This window comes from Streptomyces botrytidirepellens (genome assembly GCF_003721215.1).
In the GTDB taxonomy this organism is placed as follows: domain Bacteria; phylum Actinomycetota; class Actinomycetes; order Streptomycetales; family Streptomycetaceae; genus Streptomyces; species Streptomyces himastatinicus.
In genome coordinates, this window is record NZ_RIBZ01000117.1 from 13,652 (window position 1) to 31,428 (window position 17,777).

13 protein-coding genes are annotated in these 17,777 nt (G+C 68.3%); 10 read left to right on the top strand and 3 right to left on the bottom strand.

The features are described from left to right. The first annotated feature begins 315 nt into the window (after positions 1-315). The 5 genes from EEJ42_RS52635 (at position 316) to EEJ42_RS09180 (ending at position 4,163) form a co-directional block, all read left to right on the top strand. On the top strand, positions 316-981 hold the full coding sequence (locus tag EEJ42_RS52635; protein WP_246096266.1) for a hypothetical protein: 666 nt from the start codon (positions 316-318) through the stop codon (positions 979-981). A gap of 415 nt (positions 982-1,396) precedes the next feature. After that, positions 1,397-1,774, top strand: coding sequence for a hypothetical protein (locus tag EEJ42_RS50220; RefSeq protein WP_148081904.1), 378 nt, complete (start codon positions 1,397-1,399; stop codon positions 1,772-1,774). A 15-nt stretch (positions 1,775-1,789) separates the two neighbouring features. Further along, positions 1,790-3,118: a hypothetical protein gene (locus tag EEJ42_RS09170; RefSeq protein ID WP_123099473.1), complete on the top strand. Its 1,329-nt coding sequence runs from the start codon at positions 1,790-1,792 to the stop codon at positions 3,116-3,118. A gap of 29 nt (positions 3,119-3,147) precedes the next feature. Further along, positions 3,148-3,645, top strand: a complete 498-nt coding sequence (locus tag EEJ42_RS09175; RefSeq protein ID WP_123099474.1) for a hypothetical protein — start codon at positions 3,148-3,150, stop codon at positions 3,643-3,645. Positions 3,646-3,647: 2 nt separating this feature from the next. Continuing rightward, positions 3,648-4,163, top strand: a complete 516-nt coding sequence (locus EEJ42_RS09180) for a hypothetical protein (protein ID WP_123099475.1) — start codon at positions 3,648-3,650, stop codon at positions 4,161-4,163. A 173-nt stretch (positions 4,164-4,336) separates the two neighbouring features. On the opposite strand, the gene EEJ42_RS09185 is transcribed toward EEJ42_RS09180, so the two are convergent. The 3 genes from EEJ42_RS09185 to EEJ42_RS09205 all read right to left on the bottom strand — a co-directional run bounded on the left by EEJ42_RS09185 (position 4,337) and on the right by EEJ42_RS09205 (position 7,664). Continuing rightward, positions 4,337-4,621 carry a VOC family protein gene (locus tag EEJ42_RS09185; RefSeq protein ID WP_246096268.1) on the bottom strand — a complete coding sequence of 95 codons (285 nt, stop codon included), beginning with the start codon at positions 4,619-4,621 and terminating at the stop codon, positions 4,337-4,339. 1,648 nt (positions 4,622-6,269) lie between these two features. Further along, the gene (locus EEJ42_RS09200) at positions 6,270-6,500 is read right to left on the bottom strand and encodes a hypothetical protein (protein ID WP_184503006.1); all 231 of its coding nucleotides are present in this window, start codon (positions 6,498-6,500) and stop codon (positions 6,270-6,272) included. A gap of 246 nt (positions 6,501-6,746) precedes the next feature. Then, positions 6,747-7,664: an NADP-dependent oxidoreductase gene (locus tag EEJ42_RS09205; protein ID WP_123099477.1), complete on the bottom strand. Its 918-nt coding sequence runs from the start codon at positions 7,662-7,664 to the stop codon at positions 6,747-6,749. A gap of 545 nt (positions 7,665-8,209) precedes the next feature. Between EEJ42_RS09205 and EEJ42_RS09210 the strand changes: the two genes are divergently transcribed. The 5 genes from EEJ42_RS09210 (at position 8,210) to EEJ42_RS09235 (ending at position 17,218) form a co-directional block, all read left to right on the top strand. Then, complete coding sequence (locus tag EEJ42_RS09210; protein ID WP_148081905.1) at positions 8,210-8,614, top strand: hypothetical protein; 405 nt, start codon at positions 8,210-8,212, stop codon at positions 8,612-8,614. 358 nt (positions 8,615-8,972) lie between these two features. Next, complete coding sequence (locus EEJ42_RS09220; RefSeq protein WP_123099480.1) at positions 8,973-9,413, top strand: hypothetical protein; 441 nt, start codon at positions 8,973-8,975, stop codon at positions 9,411-9,413. Continuing rightward, positions 9,410-12,265: an ATP-binding protein gene (locus tag EEJ42_RS09225; RefSeq protein WP_184503007.1), complete on the top strand. Its 2,856-nt coding sequence runs from the start codon at positions 9,410-9,412 to the stop codon at positions 12,263-12,265. Before EEJ42_RS09220 ends, EEJ42_RS09225 begins: the two co-directional genes overlap by 4 nt. A 23-nt stretch (positions 12,266-12,288) precedes the next feature. Further along, the gene (locus tag EEJ42_RS09230; RefSeq protein ID WP_342778265.1) at positions 12,289-15,588 is read left to right on the top strand and encodes a DEAD/DEAH box helicase; all 3,300 of its coding nucleotides are present in this window, start codon (positions 12,289-12,291) and stop codon (positions 15,586-15,588) included. 310 nt (positions 15,589-15,898) lie between these two features. Continuing rightward, on the top strand, positions 15,899-17,218 hold the full coding sequence (locus tag EEJ42_RS09235) for a 5'-methylthioadenosine/S-adenosylhomocysteine nucleosidase family protein (RefSeq protein ID WP_184503008.1): 1,320 nt from the start codon (positions 15,899-15,901) through the stop codon (positions 17,216-17,218). The last annotated feature ends 559 nt before the right edge of the window (positions 17,219-17,777 follow it).

Here is a 17,777-nt window from a genome sequence, read left to right on the forward strand (position 1 = left end):
CGAGTCGGCTGGGAATGCCGGCCCGAAGCCATGGTCGACGAGGTCGGGCCGGGTGTGGTCGCGCAGGCAGCGGACAGCCGCTCCGCCACGTGCTGACCGGCTCATCTCCACTTGGGTAGAGAGGACAAGGCCCGGCCCCGAAGGCCGCCCGTCGAACCGCGCGGCCCTCGTCGGCGTGACGCCGCCCTACTGAATTGTGTACAGGGTTCTCGCACAAGCTGCGCTCCAGCAGCAGTTCAAAGGCCGCTGATAGTCGTGGTCGGGCGCGATGCTCACCAGTTCCGACAGCAACAGGCCGCCTCTACAGTGACCGACATGCCGATCCCCGTACATGTCCTCGCCCACCGACCGTTGACGGCCGCGGCCATCGCCGAGCTCCTAGCGCTGCCGACCGAGCCGCGCCTCTGCGACGACGACGCCATCGATGCAAAGCTGCGAGACCGCGGATGGAGCATGGCGGATCTGGTCTGCGAAGCCTTCCACACCGGAGGCGGACACGTGCTGGGCACCGACGACCTCAACCCGTTCGGCAACCCAGATGCCCGGCACTTCCTGGTCTTCGGCCAGCTGTACCCTCTCGACCCGGACGATGAGCGGATGACCAACGGACCGTGGCTGTACGACCTGATGGACCACTGGGCCCAGCAGCCCGGCTGGAGCAGCCGCAGGCCGTGCACCGACCAGGACTGCGAGGCCGTGCTCGCCAAGGCAGCCCAGGCGGTGACCGAGCACCTCGGCACACCCCCTGAGCGGACTGCTCTGCCGTCCGACGCCATGGCCGCCGAGCCCGCGCTGACGCATCGCATCTGGCGCACCCCCACCCACGCCCTGATCCTCGGACCGGCAGCCGACACCGGCCCCTACGGCTACCTCACCCACCTGCAGCTGTCCTACACCCCACTGGCCTGCGGCCCCGACCTGCCTACGCCGGGCGACGAAGACGGCCTGGCCGGATGGATCGCCACCCACATCGGCTGGTGACCCCGCCCGAGGAGGGTGTGCGCGAAACCTTGTACCGGACTCGGTGCGAGGTGCGGAATAACGTCGGCATCACCCGGTCAGGCAACCGGCCACGAACATTGGGCAAGTCGGCTCACCTCAGTCTGTATGGAGCACCGTTGTTCTGGCGGTCTGCTCGATCCGGTCGTTCAGTGGGCGTTGTGATGAGGCGTCGTAGGGCGCCCCTCGGGCCAGGTCTTCGGCGAACTCGCGTTCCTCCGGCGCGGGAACCCATTCCCCGCCCGGCATGCCTCCAGCAGCGCGGCCGCGTAGCGACGCGTACCAGTTGGAGCACATGATGCGTCAGGTTCTGGAAACTGCCGCTTACATGTGATCGTCTTACTGGGTCAGTGTGTCAACGATCTTGACCATCCTGAGGGAGACGGGAGACGGCCACATGGCCAAGGGGGGCAGCCCGGAGGGCCGGGACAGGCTCAAGACAAACGAATCGGGCAAGGCTGGCGCCGCGAAGGCGCTCCGAGAAGATATTCGACCTGACACCGGCACAGCAGGCACGAAAGCCGACGAGGAGACCTCCAAAGCTGTGGTCGCGTTCAATGGATGGGCCACGGCAACAGGTCTCACGGATGTCCAAGCCGAATGGGACCTGCAGGTGCAGAGACTCCAGGCACGGCTGTCCGCTGACGAGACGGCGCTCCAGAGGACGGCGCAGGACTTTCTGGATTTCGACTACCAAACCGGAAATGGCCTTAGCCGCCAGAACAGCGATCTTCTTGACCGGTTTCACGCCCAGTCTCGGCTGGACGATAACTAGGGGCCGACTGTAGCCATGCTGACGTATCAGGAAGTCGTCACCACGAAGCTGGGGTCGCTTACCGCGGCGGCTACCCAGTGGGACGAGATGGCCGAGGCGTTCAAGAAGGTCGAGACCCTCTATAAGAAGAAAGTGTTGTCTGTAGCGGACGACGGCGAGTGGATCGGAATATCCGCCGAAGCGGCATACGCGCAGTTCAAGGGGACACAGGGCCAGCTCGCAGCCGCCCAGACGCAGGCGAGGGCAATCGCCTCGCTGCTGCGCGACGCGCACGCGCAACTCACCACGCTGATCAAGGCGGTCAAGGACCTGGTCGATGATGCCCAGAAGAAACACTTTCTCATCGACTCTCAGGGCAAGGCCTCCTACGACTGGAGTCAGCTGGACGAGTCCGCCAAGAAGGACACGGACTACGACGATTTCTGCCGCAGGACACGCGAGGCCGAGTCCACGTGGACTCACGCGATCAAGAAGGCTGTCCAGGACGTCGACGAAGTAGACAAGAGCGTCAAGCTGGCCTTGCGCGGGGCCGCCGGTATCGACGCCGCGGATGCTTTCCGCCTAGGCGGCCACGACTTCAACCCCAAGGCCATCGGCGACATCGAGGTCTACGAGGCACGCCAGGCAAAGGACGGCAAGACCGCCACGCAGGTCGACGGGTGGAAGTCCGAGGGCACGGCGTCGGCCTCCGGCCCCGATTCCGGCGTCACCATCAGCGGCGTCAAGTACGGCAAGGAGGGAACCTACAAGCGGTACGCGGATCTCGGTCATGCGACCGCTGAGGGGTCACTGACCAATGGGCTATGGAAGCTCTCCGGGATCGCCGATGCCTATGCGGGTGCCAGAGCCACCGCGAACTGGGGAATCACCAATGAGGGCATCACGGGCAAGGCCGAAGGGTCCGTGGGCGGACGCGGCTTGGCTGAGGGCCGAGCCCAGTACGGGCACCTCGGCACCTACCTGCGCACCGAGGCGTTCGCCGGTGGCGAGGTCGCGGTCAGCGGCGGGGCGGGCCTGGAGGGCATCAACGCCGGTGTGAAGGGCTTTGCCGGCGGTAAGGTTTCCGTCGCCGGAGGCGGGGAGGTCGCTGGTCTCGGTGGCGGCGGTACGGCCGAGGGCATGTTTGGCATAGGCGGGGAGGCCAAGCTGACCTTCGGTATGGAGGAAGACGGCAAGTTCCACTTCGGCGGCAAACTGGGCGGCAGCCTGGGGTTCGGCGGCTCCGTAGGTGCGGAGTTCACGGTCGACCCGGACAAGGTTACCGACGCCGCGGGTGACGCGGCCGACTTCGTGGGCGACGCGGCCGGCTCAGTCAAGGACGGCGTCGTCGGCTTGTTTGACTGATGCACTTCCCCATGGAAGGAGGACGTGAGGTGCCTACAACACTGCCGGTGCCGATCGAGTTCAGCCTGCCGGAGGGCTGGCAACCTGCCCCTGCGGACGAGGCCGGCGCCCCCGGGGTGGCCTTCCTTGCGCTGCATTCGCAGCCGGATGCCGGGTTCACCGCCAACATCACCATCGACGGAGGCTTCCGGCCGGACGAGGCGACGCTGGCCGACATGGCCGACGAAGCGGTGGAGCGCCTGCACGAGGTTGCCGAATCGGTGGTGGTGGCCAGCCGCCGCGAGCTCGGCTCCGAAGCCGCGCCCGGCCTGGCCCAGAGGCTGACCTTGTCGGCCGTCACCGACGGCGCCCGACGCGACCTCGTGCAGTCCCAGGTCTACCTGGCCATGGTGGACGGGAACAGTCCGCACAAGCGGGCGGTGGTCCGGCTGATCCTGACCTCCACCACCAGGCAGGAAGACAGCGTCGTGGGTGACTTCCAAGAGTTCCTGCGCACGGTTCGACCTGATACCCGGGCGGAGGCGTAGCGATGGGCCGCTTCTGGGACAAATACACCGGCACCCAACACCCCGACCGTGAGGCCGCACCGCTGCCCGCCACTCACGTGCGGGCCGCGCTGCTCGCGCTCAACGGGCCGGACGTGCCGTTCGTCGTACGCGAAGCCCGCCCCGCGGAGAAGGCTGACCTGGTGGCGGAGTGGCGGCTCCAGGAACCCGCCTGGCAGACCTTCTTCGCCCGGAGTGAGCTGGACCGGCAATTTCGCATCCGGATGCGTCTGGTCCCGGAAAAGCGCGAGGTGCGCACCCTCGACGAGCAGTGGGAGGTGACATGGGCCGGGACCACCCCCAAGGTCGCCACCTCGGGCAAGTACAGCCGGGGGCCGACGACCACGATCTCCAAGCGATGGACCCACGAGCAGGGGTCCGACGGTCGCAAGCAAAGGGTTCAGACATTCGGCTTCGACTCGCGGGAGATGAAGGATCCCCTGCGCAACACAGTCCTCGACTCAGGGTGGACCTGGCGGGGAATGGTTTTCAAGCTGTGACTGGCACCCTCCGACCACCGCCGCCTTGGCCTGGCCCTGGGCGTCCGCGCGGCGGCGCTGCACGCCTTCGCCGACGCCGGGCGCTGGACCGCTTGGACTGGTCAGGGTCCCGCCGATCTTCACCTTTAGGATCAGGGTTGTCGAATAGCCGGCGAAGTACTGCTGTACTTCGTCTAACAGGCTGCGTAGAGCTCGACCATCCGTCCGTCCGGATCTTTCACCACATGCCGTCCGGAAGCCAGCGGCGGAGTGAAGGTCTGGCCATCCACGGTAAAGCCCAGTCGGGCGCTGCTGGCGGGCCGTTTGGCGGTGGCGGGGTAGAGCTCGATCACCATGCCGTCTGAAAGGGTGGTGGAGTAGTGGACCGGGCCGCTGCCGTGCTGCTCACGAACGAAGGGCAGGCCCAGGGCTGTGTAGAACTCGCGGCTTTCCTCCAAGTGGTCGGTGTAGAGGACCACGAGTGCGATGCGGGCGGCCGCGGTGGCCGTAGGGGACACAGGAGCTCCATGGGTCGGTGGGGTGCTGCTGTCAGCCGTTGCGGGTGCGGGACTTGTCCGTACGCGTTCCTTGGCCGGGGCACACAGACAAGCATCCCTCGATCATCCATGCCGCCCCCCGACAGCTCCCCTCCGCCTACGCGGAGAGCACCATCTCGCCCTGCGGGTCAGCTCACGGTAGCTCCCGCGAACTGGCCCGGGACGGCGGCGGCCAGGACCGTCCCGGCGGGCGAGCACGGGGCGCCTCTCTACCAGCGCCCTGGTCAATGTGGCAGAGGGCTCGCTCGTCCCGCTGGAGCAGCCAGGGCGTTGTGGGTGCCGAAAAGTCCATCCGTGCAGGTGAAAGAATGGATCACGTTGTCTTGCCGATGGCGGGTGGGCGGTGTTCCGGCGCGTCAGCGTTGACCGACATAATGATCAATTGTGTTACTGCGCCTGGCCTATCTGACGGTAACGAACGCCTTCGCCGCACTACGGTTGCTGCCGCTGAGCGACCGGGACAAGGACGTGGAGATCCTGGCGCTGCGGCACCAACTCGCTGTGCTGGAGTGGCAGCTCGGCGGAGTCCGCCCGCGGTTCGCGCCCGAGGACCGCACTTTCCTCGCTGCCTTGCTCCATCGCCTTCCCAAGCAGCGCCTCCGTCGGCTTCGACTGCTGGTGACGCCGGACACCGTACTTCGCTGGCACCGCGACCTGCTGCGCCGCAGGCACGCCGTGCGTTCACGCCCAAAACGCACGGGTCGGCCGCGAACGGTCCGGTCCATCAGGCTACTCGTGATCCGGCTGGCGCAGGAGAACCCGACCTGGGGGTATCGCCGGATACACGGCGAGCTCACAGTGCTCGGGATCAAGGTCGCAGCCTCGACGGTCTGGGAGATCCTGCGCGCCGCAGGAATCGACCCGGCGCCGCAGCGCACGGACGCGACATGGGCCGCTTTCTTGCGCTCACAGGCCGATGCCCTGCTGGCGTGCGACTTCTTCGAGACCGTCACCCTCACCGGCGCGNGCTGGCGTGCGACTTCTTCGAGACCGTCACCCTCACCGGCGCGAGACTATATGTGCTGACGGTGATCGAGCAGTCCAGCCGTCGCATCAGGGTCCTGGGCGCGACCGCGCACCCGACTGCGGCATGGGTTGCCCAGGCGGCGTGCAATCTGGTCATGGACCTGGAGGACGCCAGGTGCCGGGCACGGTTCCTGATCCGCGATCGGGACGGGAAGTACCCGCAGGTGTTCGACGCATCCTCGCCGACGCGGGGACCCAGACCGTGCGCACCGGTGTAATGATGCCGCGGATGAACGCGGTGATGGAACGCTGGGTAGCGACCTGCCGACGCGAACTCCTCGACCGGACGCTGATCTGGAACCAGCGCCATCTCATCAACGTTGTAGGTGCCAAGAACTGCGTCCGTGCTGGTCACGCGGCGTGCCGGTACTCGTGTAGGAGGCCGCCGAGGTGATCGCGTCGATGGACGTTGAGATGGGTGAGCTGGTCGGGTTCGGTGATCGGTTCGGGTAGTGGGTGGAGTGGTGCGGCGCTTTTTCAACCACCCATTGCCTGCCTGCGACAGCCCCCTCCGTCGGCACCAGCGAGTAGTCCTCGCCAGGAATCACGCGATGTCATCAGCCTCGACGCTGATCGGGGTGGGCGCACCGATGGCCTTGGTGGTGCCGTCAGGCCCTTCGTGCCGAGCGGGAAGGATGGCCTCGCACTCGTACCACCAGCGGCCGTCCGGGGTGCGGGTGCGGCTGACGACCACGACGTCCAGCTGCTGGCCGTCCGCGAGCGTGGCCCTGGCCCACGGCCCGGCCTTGGCCCGCCACGCCTCCTTCGCGTCCATGATTCGGATTCTAGTTCGAATATCGCATGTGGGCTGGCCAGGCGCTTCCCTCCGGCGTTGGCCTAGGCTGGAGCCTGTAGGGTCTCGCCGCGTCCGGCATGTCGATCTTTTGCGACCTGGGCTTTCTTGGTTGTCTCACGGCCGTGTCACCATGATCAGTCTCAAGTCCGTGGCATTTCCTCGTCCGACACCGGGCAGGTCAGCGGTCGTCCAGCCCACCACCGCTGTTGGCTCATCCCAGGGCGCTCAGGGGTGCACGCGAATGACGGTCTTGCCCTTGCGCCGCTCGGTCGGGTTGAGCGCAGGGACGGCGTCGTCGAGGGCCGCGACGGTTCCGATGTGCGTGCGAAGGCGCCCGTCCCGCACCCGGTCGACGATCTCCACCAGCTGACTCGGAACGGACTCGACGACGAAGTCGACCGCCAAGCCGTCGACAGGGCGAGCCTCAACAGGCCCGACCACCGACACCAGCGTCCCGCCAGGCCGGATGATTCTCGCCGAGCGCCTTTGGACGTCAGCGCCGATGACATCGAAGACCACGTCGACTCCGCCGATGTCGTCGAGATCCTCGGTGGCGAGGTCGAGGAACTCGTTCGCGCCGAAGTCGAGCGCCGCCTGGCGGTCCGCCGCCCGCCCGGTACCGATGACGTAGGCGCCGAACTCCCGGGCGAGCTGCGTAACCACAGACCCGACTGCGCCGGCGGCGCCGTGTGCGAGGACGCTCTGCCCCGCCTGAAGACGGCCGTGCTGGAACAGACCTTGCCACGCGGTCAGGCCGGAGATCGGCAGGCTCGCACCCACCGTGAAGTCGACGTTTCCTGGCAGCGGCGCCAGGTTGCGTGCCTCCACGGCCGCGTACTCGGCCAGGGTTCCATCGCGGTGCCAGTCCGTGATCCCGAACACCCGCTGTCCCAGCGAGAGCCCCGTCGTACCGTAGCCGAGGGAGGTGACCACTCCGGCGAACTCGTGGCCGATGATCGCCTGGGCTCGATCGCGACCGGCGCGATCGACCCACGTCGAGGGCCACTCCCACTCCGCGGGGACGAAGCCCGACGCAAGGACTTCAACGACGACGTCGTTGATCGCCGGCGTCGGCTCATGCCGCTCCGCGAGTGTGATCCCAGCTGCTTCCGCGGCCGGATCCGTCGCGACGATTGCCTTCACTGGTACCTCCGTATATCTCGTGCTCGCCGGCTCTGTGCGCCGCCCAATCCATGGAGTGGCTGATTAGCCCACAGAGGAACGGCAACAAGATCCGCCACCACAGACGGACGGACCGCTGAAACGCGTCGAGTCCAACGGGAGCTCGACGAGCACCACACACCCAGGGCAGCAACACCCACCCACGCGCTAGTCTCACGGCGATGTCGCATACGACATCGGTACGACACGGCTCGTGCGATTACGACATCAGGCGTAAGACCCAACAGTTGGGTGATTGTAGGTTCTGGGAGTTCACGGCCTGGGCGTGCGTTCTGACCATTCGTGGTTCTGCTGTCTCAAGTCGCCAGGACAACGGATCAGTCTCAGAGGTATGGCCTCTCCTGGTTTGCCAAGATCGTTGGACTCTCTTACTCCAGGCAGCCATACTTGCGTGCAACTGCCTTCAAATCCAGCAGGCTCAGCCATTAGTGTGGCCATGCCGGGCTGCCTGAAGCTCACCGATCAACCTCCGCCTTTCCATCCCACTGGCCTGCCAATATCGCCGCATGAGCGAGGAAAATTTCGCTGCGGTACTGGCCCAGGTGATCCCCGTTGTGATTCTGGCGATCGTCGTGGAAGCCCGTCACCAGCATCAGGTGCGCATCGATGGATCCATTTCACAAACCCTCTGGTATGACATTGATCTCTACTTCCAGACATTCAACCTGGTCGTCTTGACCTTCCTCGAAGTGGCTGCGTTGATCACTGCGAGAGGGCATGGAGCACCAGCCTGGATCAGGTGGTTCGCCGGCCTTCCGGGGGCGGTGGTGGTAGGGATCTTGTTGCTTGTGATGGGACAGATCTATATCGCTTCGCTCACCGATTCATATGACGGGAAGCTGAAGCATCCCAACGCCGTGAAGTCCGCACACGAGGCCCTCGCCGCGCTCGCCACCGCCGTGGTCCCCTGAAGGGTGTCTTTATCGCCGTACGGTGGTTGACCTAGGGCTTTGTGTTGGCCCAAGTATGAGCCTGATCAGTGATCGTGGGTCTGCGACTGCTCTACCTGGTCTTCTGCCGCCTGCTGGTGCCTCACGCTGCTCGGTCGATCGACCGCTGCGAACAACGCCGAAATCCTTGCGCGGGCTTCCCAGGCCGCATGTACCGGACTGTCGAAATCGACCATCGGGCGGACCTGGAAGAGGCGGACGAACGTCCGCCTCTCAGGTGGAACACGGCCCAAGAAGGAGGGCCCAAGGGCGAGACTCGATCTCGCCATGGACAATATCCGTACGCGGCAGCGTTCACGGGAGCCTAGGGCGAGGGGGCATGATGCTGGAGGAACTGATTCTGGCCGGGGGAACCACGGTGGTCGGGGCCATGGCCACCGATTCCTGGATAGCCGCGCGCGGTGGAGTCGCGAGGTTGTTCCGCCGTCGGGGAGAAGACCAGCAGGCAGCCATCGAGGCCCAGCTGGACAACAACGCGGCCTTGGTCGCACGGGCGGACGACGCCGAGCGGGTCCGCCAGAGCCTGCTTCCGGTGTGGTTGCTGGAGCTGGAATCGTTGTTGGACCAGCACCCGGACGCCGTCGATGAACTGCGTGAACTGATCAGCGAGGTCCAGAAGCGGCTGCCCGAGACGCAGCGCGCATGGGTGCAGAACAACGTTGCCAAAGACGGCGGGCAGGTCTTCGCGGTCCAAGGCGGCAACGTCATCGTGCACCAGGCACCTCCCGGACCGGGAGGCGGCACCGGGGACGCCCAGTGAGTGATGCGGGCCCAGGAACCCGACAGGTCGTCCGCGTCGACAACGGGTTCGGGTACGGCGTCGTCGGTGCCGATCTGCATGTCTTCCCCGACCGAGGTCCGGTCTATCTGCTCTCCGAGTACTGCCCGCCTTCCGTTCCCACGGACCAGGACACCGCATGGTTCACCGCCCAGCCCAGTCGCCTGCTCAACGCCCGCTTCCGGATCGTGGACTTCACCGGCCGCGATCGGGAGCAGGCCGAGCTGGCCGCGTGGCGGGACGGCGGCGGTCCGCGCACCGCGGCCACCTGGCTGCACGGCCCCGGCGGGCAGGGCAAGACCCGGCTGGCGGACCAGTTCGCCGCCGACAGCGCCGCGGCGGGCTGGAAGGTCGTCACGGCCACTCATGGTTCCGGTGCGATCCAGCCACACCTGGGAAGCCAGGACCTGCGACTCGACGGTGCCGCTGGACTGCTGCTGATCATCGACTACGCCGACCGCTGGCCCTTGTCCCACCTGACCTGGCTGTTCAGCAACAAGCTGCTCGACCGGCCACTACCGACCCGGCTGCTGTTGCTGGCCCGCTCGGTCACCCCCTGGCCCGCCGTACGCGCCGCGCTGGAGGACGCCGCGGTGGGGACCGGCGACCACGCGCTGCGGCCGCTGACGGACCGGGCCGGTGAACTCGGCGAGCGCCAGGCCATGTTCACTGTGGCCCGGGACTGTTTCGCCGCCCGCTACGGACTCGTCGACCCGTCCGTCATCGATCCGCCCGACTACCTGGACCGACCGGACTTCGGGCTGATCCTCGCCCTGCACATGGCCGCACTGGTGGCCGTCGACGCCCACACCCGGGGAAGCAGCGCCCCCAGCGACATGGCGGGCCTGTCCGCCTATCTTCTGGGCCGCGAACGCAGGCACTGGACCCAGCTCTACGAGAACCGGCTGGAGGGCCTGGACTTCGAGACTCCGCCCGGCGCAATGAGCCAAGTGGTCTTCACCGCCACCCTCACCGGGGCCGTCGCACACTCAGAGGGCACGGCGTTGCTGAGCCGTCTGGATCTGGAGCGCCCCGGTCGGCTGCTGGCCGACCACACCGCCTGTTACCCGCCGCAGGAGCCCGGTGCCGTCCTGGAACCGCTCTACCCCGACCGGCTCGCCGAGGACTTCCTGGCACTGAGCCTCCCCGGGCACGAGGCGACCGGCTACCCCACCCTTCCCTGGGCGGTTGACGCCACCGGCAGGCTCATCGCCCGCGACGCACAAGGCTCGCCGCCCGCACACCTCGCCCGCGCCCTGACCTTCTTGGCCTCTGCGGCGGCGCCGCACCGCTGGCCGCACACCGTCCGACACCTGGAATCCCTGCTGCGCGCGGATCCCGCCTTGGCCGTCGCTGCCGGCAGTGCGGCCCTGACCGCACTCGCCTCCCTCGACCTCGACACCGCGGTCCTGGAGGCCGTGGCCGCGCACATTCCCCGTCACGGTCAGGTGGACCTCGACGCCGGGGTCGCCGCCTTCACTCAGCGCCTCACCGGCCATCGGCTCGCCGCCACCGACGACCCTGCCGAACACGCCCGTCTGTATCAGGACCTCGGGTTCAGGATGTTGCGGGCGGGGCATCGGGAGGAGGCATTGGCCGCCACCGAGAAGGCAGTAGGCATTTTCCGTCGGCTGGCGGCCGCCGCCCCCACCACGTATGAGCCCGCCCTCGCCGCCGCACTGGCCGATCTGAGCGAGCGCGCCCTCCAGGCGGACCGCAAGGAAGCGAGCCGCCGAGCCGCGAAGGAGGCGGTCGGCATCTTCGAGCGCCTGGCCGCCGCCGATCCCACGACGTACGAACCCGGCCTCGCGCTCTCCCTGTCCCACCTCGGCCAAGGCATGTCGGAGGCGCGGAAGCCGGAGGAGGCCCTGGCTGCCACTCAGAGGGCCATGGGGATCTTCCAGCGGCTCGCCGCGACCGCCCCCGCGCTCTACGAGCCGGGTCTGGCGATGGCGCTGGCCAACACGGCCGTCTACTCCTGGAAGCTGCGCCGTTGGACGGAGGCCCTCACCGCCGCGGAGCGGGCCGTCGAGATCACCCGGCGGCTCGTGGCCGCCGCCGGGCCCGCGATGGACGGTCCCGACCTCACACGATCCATAGCGATGGACGAGGCAGGGTTGGCGACGGCACTGACCAATCTCGCGACCTACCGATGGGGCGCGCGCCACCGCGATGGCGCGCTGAGCGCCCTGCGGGAGGCGGTCGAGATCGGCCGACGGCTGGTGGCCGTCAACCCCGCCGCCCACGAGCCCCTGTTGGCCACGATCCTTGCCTCCCTCGGCACCTGCCTTGCACAGAGCGGGCAGGGGAAGGAGGCCCTGGCCGTCACCGGCGAGGTCGTGGAGATCTACCGGCGGCTCGCGGCGCGAGGACCCTCCGAGTTCGAGGAGCCGCTGCGCGAAGCGTGTGAGGCGCACGAGGCTGTACGGGACCGGCTGAGCGGCGTGCCCAAAGAGAACGACAGGACCTGGACACTGGAGGAGCACTATGTGACTCTCCTCAACCAGGACGAGGTCTGGCAGGACGCCCAGGACCGCCGCCACCGCCTTGACGACATGGACGCCCAATACTGCGGGAACGTGCTCCGGTTCCTGCTACGTCGGGCCGACGTCCTCTTCGAGAAACTGGCCGACGGGCTCGGCACCTCGCCCGAGTCGCTCGGCCGGTGGGAGGGCGAGGACGCTGAGACCTGGCTCGCACGGCAGCCACTCGCCGTCGCGCTGCGCCGACGCTCGGAGGGCAAGCCCGCCCGGTCCGGACTCTGTTACTGCGGATACGGGATCCAGCCCGGCTGGCAGCATGATCACTGCTACCCCGGCATCATCGTCGACTGAACACCGCGGACAGAGGGGGACCAGTGGAGGACGCGGCCGAGTTCGGCCAGAGCGTTGTGGAGGTCGTGCGGGAGCGCTGGGGCGTCGTCCTGGACAACGGCCGGCTCATAGCGCGTTTCACCGAACCGGGATGGAGCTACGGGGAGGAGGTGCCGCGCGCCTGCCCGGAGTGCGACGGACGGATGCACTCGCTCCGCAGGCCCTATGAGTCGGCCGGGCGGGTCTATCGCTACGTGGCCGTTGTCTGCCCGGTCTGTCCTGCGGCATACACCCTCGCTGATCTGGGTGTGAAGACCTACGACAAGCTGTGCGCGCAGCCCCAGGCGGTGGATGCGGGGCCATCGACGGGGACACAGGGTTCGGCAACACGCGGCTCCGCGGAGGCGAAGGACGCGGGACGGGGGAGGGCGCCGGCGGCCCTGCGGCGCGGGGTGACCGCACCTACGCCGCCGGCGAGGGCGTCGTCCTCGCTCCTCGGCCCATGCCCCACGGAGCCCGGCGTCACCATCACCTCTGTCCACGCCTCTCCCGGCCCCGCCTGGCCCGCGGATCTGCCGATGGCGACGGAGCCCGAGGAGCGAGGCCTGCTGTGGTGCAAGGTGACCGACCCGGCGTGGCGACCGCCTGAGGGGGCGGTATCGGGGGCCGACGATGTCCGGGTCATCCTCCCCGAGGGTCCCGCGTTCGACGGCCTGCGCACGCATCTGGCCGACCGGGGCGTACCGTTCCGTTGCGTCCGGCATTGGATGGAGAGTGAACAGGTCGGCACCGTAGCCGACTTCGGCACCTTGACGGGGCTGGTGGCCCACCCGGCCCTGACGTTTCCGGCTGTGGGCTCCCCGATGCCGCCCGCGCCTGTCGCGGGTCCCGGCGCGTATGCGGCCCGGGATGCGTTCGAGGCCCAATGGGACGCCTTGGAGGACATTCCGGCCGCCGAGGACACCCCGTATGTACCGGTGACCGACCTCGTCCCCGAGGACTGGATCCGCATGCTGCCACACCCCACCTTCAACCCGGCCCAGGTCGACGCCGTCCCGGCGGTGATGGAGAGCGACGACCATCTGGTCGTCGTCGCCCCGACCGGTGCGGGCAAGACACCGATCGGAATGGTCGCCGCGCTGCGCGCCCATGCCCGCGGGCGCAAGGCGGCCTGGCTGGTCCCCCAACGGTCGCTGACCGACGAACTCGACCGGGAACTGGAGAACTGGCGGCGGCACGGACTCGAAGTCGTCCGGCTGACGGGCGAATACGCCGTCGACACCCAACTCATCCGCGAGGCTCACGTCTGGGTCGCCACCACCGAGAAGTTCGAGGCGATCTGCCGGAACGGATCGCTGGGCGGCGCCCTCGCCGAGGTCGGCTGCCTGATCGTCGACGAGATCCATCTGCTCGGCGATCCGGCACGCGGCGCGGTACTCGAAGCGGTCCTCACGCGGGTGCGCGAGGACAGTGCCCAGACCCGCATCGTCGGACTGTCGGCGACCGTGGCCAACGCCGACGAGGTCGCCGACTGGCTGGGGGCCCGGCTGATCCGTACCTCATGGCGGCCCACCCGGCTGACCTGGCAGATTCCCATGCTCCCCGCATCGCGTGACGGCGAATGGTCCACGCGGGCGGCCACCACGCGCACCGCCGCGGCCGTGCGGCTGGCGCGGGCCGTCACCGACGAGGGAGGCAGCGCGCTCGTCTTCTGCAGCAGCAAGCGCGGGGTGCGCGCCACGGCGCTCGCCCTCGCCGCGGACAGAGGCGTACCCACCCGTGGCGTCGACGCGGACGACACGGAGCTCGTCCAGCGGCTCTGCGCCAGCGCCGGAGTGGGCCTGCACTACCGGGACTGGCCGTTCAAACGCGAGGCCGAGCGGGCGTTCCGGGCCCGCGAGACCGATGTCCTGGTGGCGACCTCCACCGTGGCGGCCGGGGTGAACCTCCCCGCCCGCGCTGTCATCGTGCGCGACGTCCGGCTCGGCCAAGCCCGGATCGAAGTGTCCATGGTGCAGCAGATGTTCGGCCGCGCTGGGCGGGTGGGAGCGGGTGAGCGGGAGGGCTGGGCCTTCCTGCTGGCGGACGAAACGGAGCGCCCGCAGTGGCAGGCCCGGCTGACCGCCGGCTACACCGTGCGCTCGCGGATCGGCGACCGGCTGCCCGACCACGTCCTCGCCGAGGTGGTACAGGGGCGGGTGAGCTCGCTGGAGGAGGCCGAGGACTGGTGGACCGGGACGTTCGCCTTCCACCAAGGCCACGACAGCGTGGAACCGCTCCATGACGCCGTGCTCTACCTGGCGGAGACCGGATTCCTGCGCACCGCCCCCGGACCGCAGGGCACGGAGTTCCTGGAAGCGACCGAACTGGGCACGCTGACCAGCCGCTTCATGGTCGACTCCGTTCCGGCATACGAACTGGCCGAAGGGATGCGCGAACGGCCCGTACCGGAGGACCCGGGCCACGCCGAGCAGTTACTGATGACGCTGCTGACCACTCGACTGCCCGAACTGGCGGAAGCCGTCTTCAGCGACCGGACGCGCGCCACGCTGCGGCGGGTGCTGAGCCACGACGGTCGGGCGGAGCGGCTGGAGCATGATCGGGAGCCACCGGACCGGGATGAAGGGCTGAGGCCGGGGGACCTGGCCCGCGCGGTGCTCCTGCTGGTCGCCAACAGTCCGCAGGCGTTCGTCACGCGCGGCGGCTACGTCCTCGGCATCCCGGCCGACAGCCTGACCGGCATCCTGGACGAGGCCCAGCGCTATCTGGCCTGGCTGGGAGCCCAGGGCGAACTCGGCACTGTCCACCCCTGGGCGGCTGTCGTGGCTGCAGATCTCGCCGAGCGCATCCGCTGGCGCACGCTCGGCCCTGGCCGCGGGGCTGGACGGCTGCTGTGGATGTGTGGGCGGATGGCCACGCCGCAGCTCGCCTACCGCCTCGTACCACGGATGTGGCGTGCGGCTCTGGACCGGGGGGTCGGCGCCCCGGACTGGACGGGCACAACCCCACCGCGCGACAGCGCGCTCTCGCCGGAGCGCTACCGGGCGCTGCTGAAGCAGCGCGCCACTGGCACCGTGTTCGCCCCGCACTCCTGCTCTGTGCGAGTCGACGCCCCGAATGGTGCGACTATCTGCCTCTGGAACGGTGCGACGACAGCCCGGTACGTGTCGGACGGCACCCCGACCCGGCTCGACTACCCACCCGCGGCCTCCGACGACCCGTCATCGGGCCGACGGGGCGCTGCGGTCTTCACCCGCGGCGACCGCTTCGCCGCCGGTTGGCTCGAGGCATACAACACGACCGGGATGCCCGAGAAACCCGACGAACTGCGGCACGCTCAGTGAATCCCCACCAGGCTGCACATTGACTGCGATCCCTTCACGTCATGGCACTGTGCTCGTTGGGGGCGAAACAAACGAAGGCACTGCGGGCCGACCGATTCGTGGACCTGCGCGTGAGCGTGAGGTCGACGCTTCCCGGCCGGGCAGCATGTCGACGGGATGGCGGGTCTCGATACCGATCAGCCGGGGCGGCTCAGCCATTACTCAGTGTGGCCGCGCTACAGAAGTGAGCCAGAGACGTTCTCGTGCACAGAGCCACATGGATTTCGTCGGTGTCCGTAAGGTGTGGGTAAAGGAAGTCCTAGGGGGATCCATGGGTGCAGGCGGCAATGGGGGTGCGGTGCGGGCCGATGTGGTGGTCCTGACCGCGCTGGAGGTCGAGTACCGGGCGGTGCGGGCCCATCTGGAGGATCCGCGTGTGGTCCAGGCGGAACGAGGTGCGCTGTTCGAGCTGGGTGTGTTCCGCGAGGGGGCCGGGGAGCGGAGCGTCGCCATCCATATGACGGGTCCGGGGAATCCGGGTGCAGCGGTCTCGGTCGAGCGGGCCGTGGCGGTCTTCGCGCCCCGGGCGGTGCTGTTCGTGGGGGTGGCGGGCGGCCGTAAGGATGTCGCTTTGGGCGATGTGGTGGCGGCTGACGCGGTGTACGACTACGAGACCGGCAAGGACACCGAGTCCGGGTTCCTGCCCCGGCAGAAGACCTATCAGTCGGCGTACGGGCTGGTGCAGCTGGCCAGGCTGGTGGCGGCGGGCGACGCATGGCAGCGGCGGATCCGCTCGGGGGACGCCGCGCCGCGCCCCTATGCCCATGTGAAGCCCCTCGCAGCGGGCGGCCGGGTGGTGGCGCACCACCACTCGGACGTCGGGCTCAGGCTCGCGGCCAGCGCGGGCGACGCGCTCGCGGTGGACATGGAGGGCTTCGGCTTCCTCGCCGGCGCGTACGTCAATCAGCAGTTGGACGCGCTGGTGATCCGCGGCATCTCGGATCTGCTCGGCGACAAGGGCGAGGCACACGACGAGCGCTGGCAGCCTGTGGCCTCCCGGAACGCGGCCGCCTTCGCCTTCGAACTGATCAGCCGCATGCCGACAGCGGACCCCCTGAAATCAGGACCTTCCGCAGGGACTGGGCGTGAGAACAGCCGGCGTCGGAACAGTCATGGGGGAGCGGTGACCGCGGAATCGTCGGCGGCGTTGGCTGAGAGGGCGGCGACCACGCTCGTGTCGGCGATGGGCACTGATCTCTGGCAGAGCACCCGGGACGGTGTGGCGATGCTGTTCCAGCGCCATGCCCAGGACCGCGAGAGCGGCGTGGTAGCGCTGCTGGACGAGGACGCCCGCACGGTGGACTCCGTGGACGGCGGCGAGGCAGGTGAGGTGCGCCGGGAACTGGTTCCGGTATGGCGGCGCAGGCTGTTCGCTCTGCTCACCGCGCAACCGGAGGCGGCGGCGGATCTGCGCGAGCTGGTCGACCGGACCGCCCCTCAGCCGTCGAGCGGTCGGCAGGGATGGGTGCAGACCAATATCGCGCGCGATCAGGGGACGGTGTACGCGGTGCAGGGCGGGAACGTCATCCACTACCACCAAGGGCTGCCCGCCGTGCCCGGCACCGCCGGTGGGGACGGTCAGCAGCACTGACACTGCGGATGCCGAAAATCACGTCCAGCCTGGTGAGAAGCGTGTTTCTATCTGGTGAGCTTCCAGCGCGTGTGGCGGAGAGTTTGAGCCTGCGCCCAGAGGACGATCTCACGGCGAATCGGGCCAGGCATGAATGTGAGTGCGACGCTCAACGAGGTCGCCCCGGGAAGTGTGGATCGCTTGGTGGCGATGCTGTTGGGGCGGCGGTCCGAGGCGTAGGGCTGGCGGAAGGACTTGAGGGGGCGGAGGGTCGGTGCGGAGCTGGAGTGGCTCACCTTCAAGGGCTGGCGGGTGCAGCTGTGTGCTCCGGATGTGGGCGCAGGGGCGGGACGGTCGAGTGACAGGTGGAGTCCGAACGGTGAGGCGCGCCGGGTTGGCACTTGACGGCTGCGGTGTACGGCGCTGTATGGAGCTTGACGGAGCGGTAGGTCTGCGAGAGTCTTAAAGTGGAGCATAAGAGGAGAATTGTCGCGCGGCTGGGGGTCAAGGGGTCGCAGGTTCAAATCCTGTCGTCCCGACCAGCGTTTTCGCAGGTCGGAGGTCGTTTCCGCGGGTAGCG

Bases quoted from the DNA above. Each gene is read 5' to 3' on its own strand.
- EEJ42_RS52635 (WP_246096266.1), top strand. From the start codon at position 316: ATGCCGATCCCCGTACATGTCCTCGCCCACCGACCGTTGACGGCCGCG.
- EEJ42_RS50220 (WP_148081904.1), top strand. From the start codon at position 1,397: ATGGCCAAGGGGGGCAGCCCGGAGGGCCGGGACAGGCTCAAGACAAAC.
- EEJ42_RS09170 (WP_123099473.1), top strand. From the start codon at position 1,790: ATGCTGACGTATCAGGAAGTCGTCACCACGAAGCTGGGGTCGCTTACC.
- EEJ42_RS09180 (WP_123099475.1), top strand. From the start codon at position 3,648: ATGGGCCGCTTCTGGGACAAATACACCGGCACCCAACACCCCGACCGT.
- EEJ42_RS09200 (WP_184503006.1), bottom strand. From the start codon at position 6,500: ATGGACGCGAAGGAGGCGTGGCGGGCCAAGGCCGGGCCGTGGGCCAGG.
- EEJ42_RS09210 (WP_148081905.1), top strand. From the start codon at position 8,210: ATGAGCGAGGAAAATTTCGCTGCGGTACTGGCCCAGGTGATCCCCGTT.
- EEJ42_RS09220 (WP_123099480.1), top strand. From the start codon at position 8,973: ATGATGCTGGAGGAACTGATTCTGGCCGGGGGAACCACGGTGGTCGGG.
- EEJ42_RS09235 (WP_184503008.1), top strand. From the start codon at position 15,899: ATGGGTGCAGGCGGCAATGGGGGTGCGGTGCGGGCCGATGTGGTGGTC.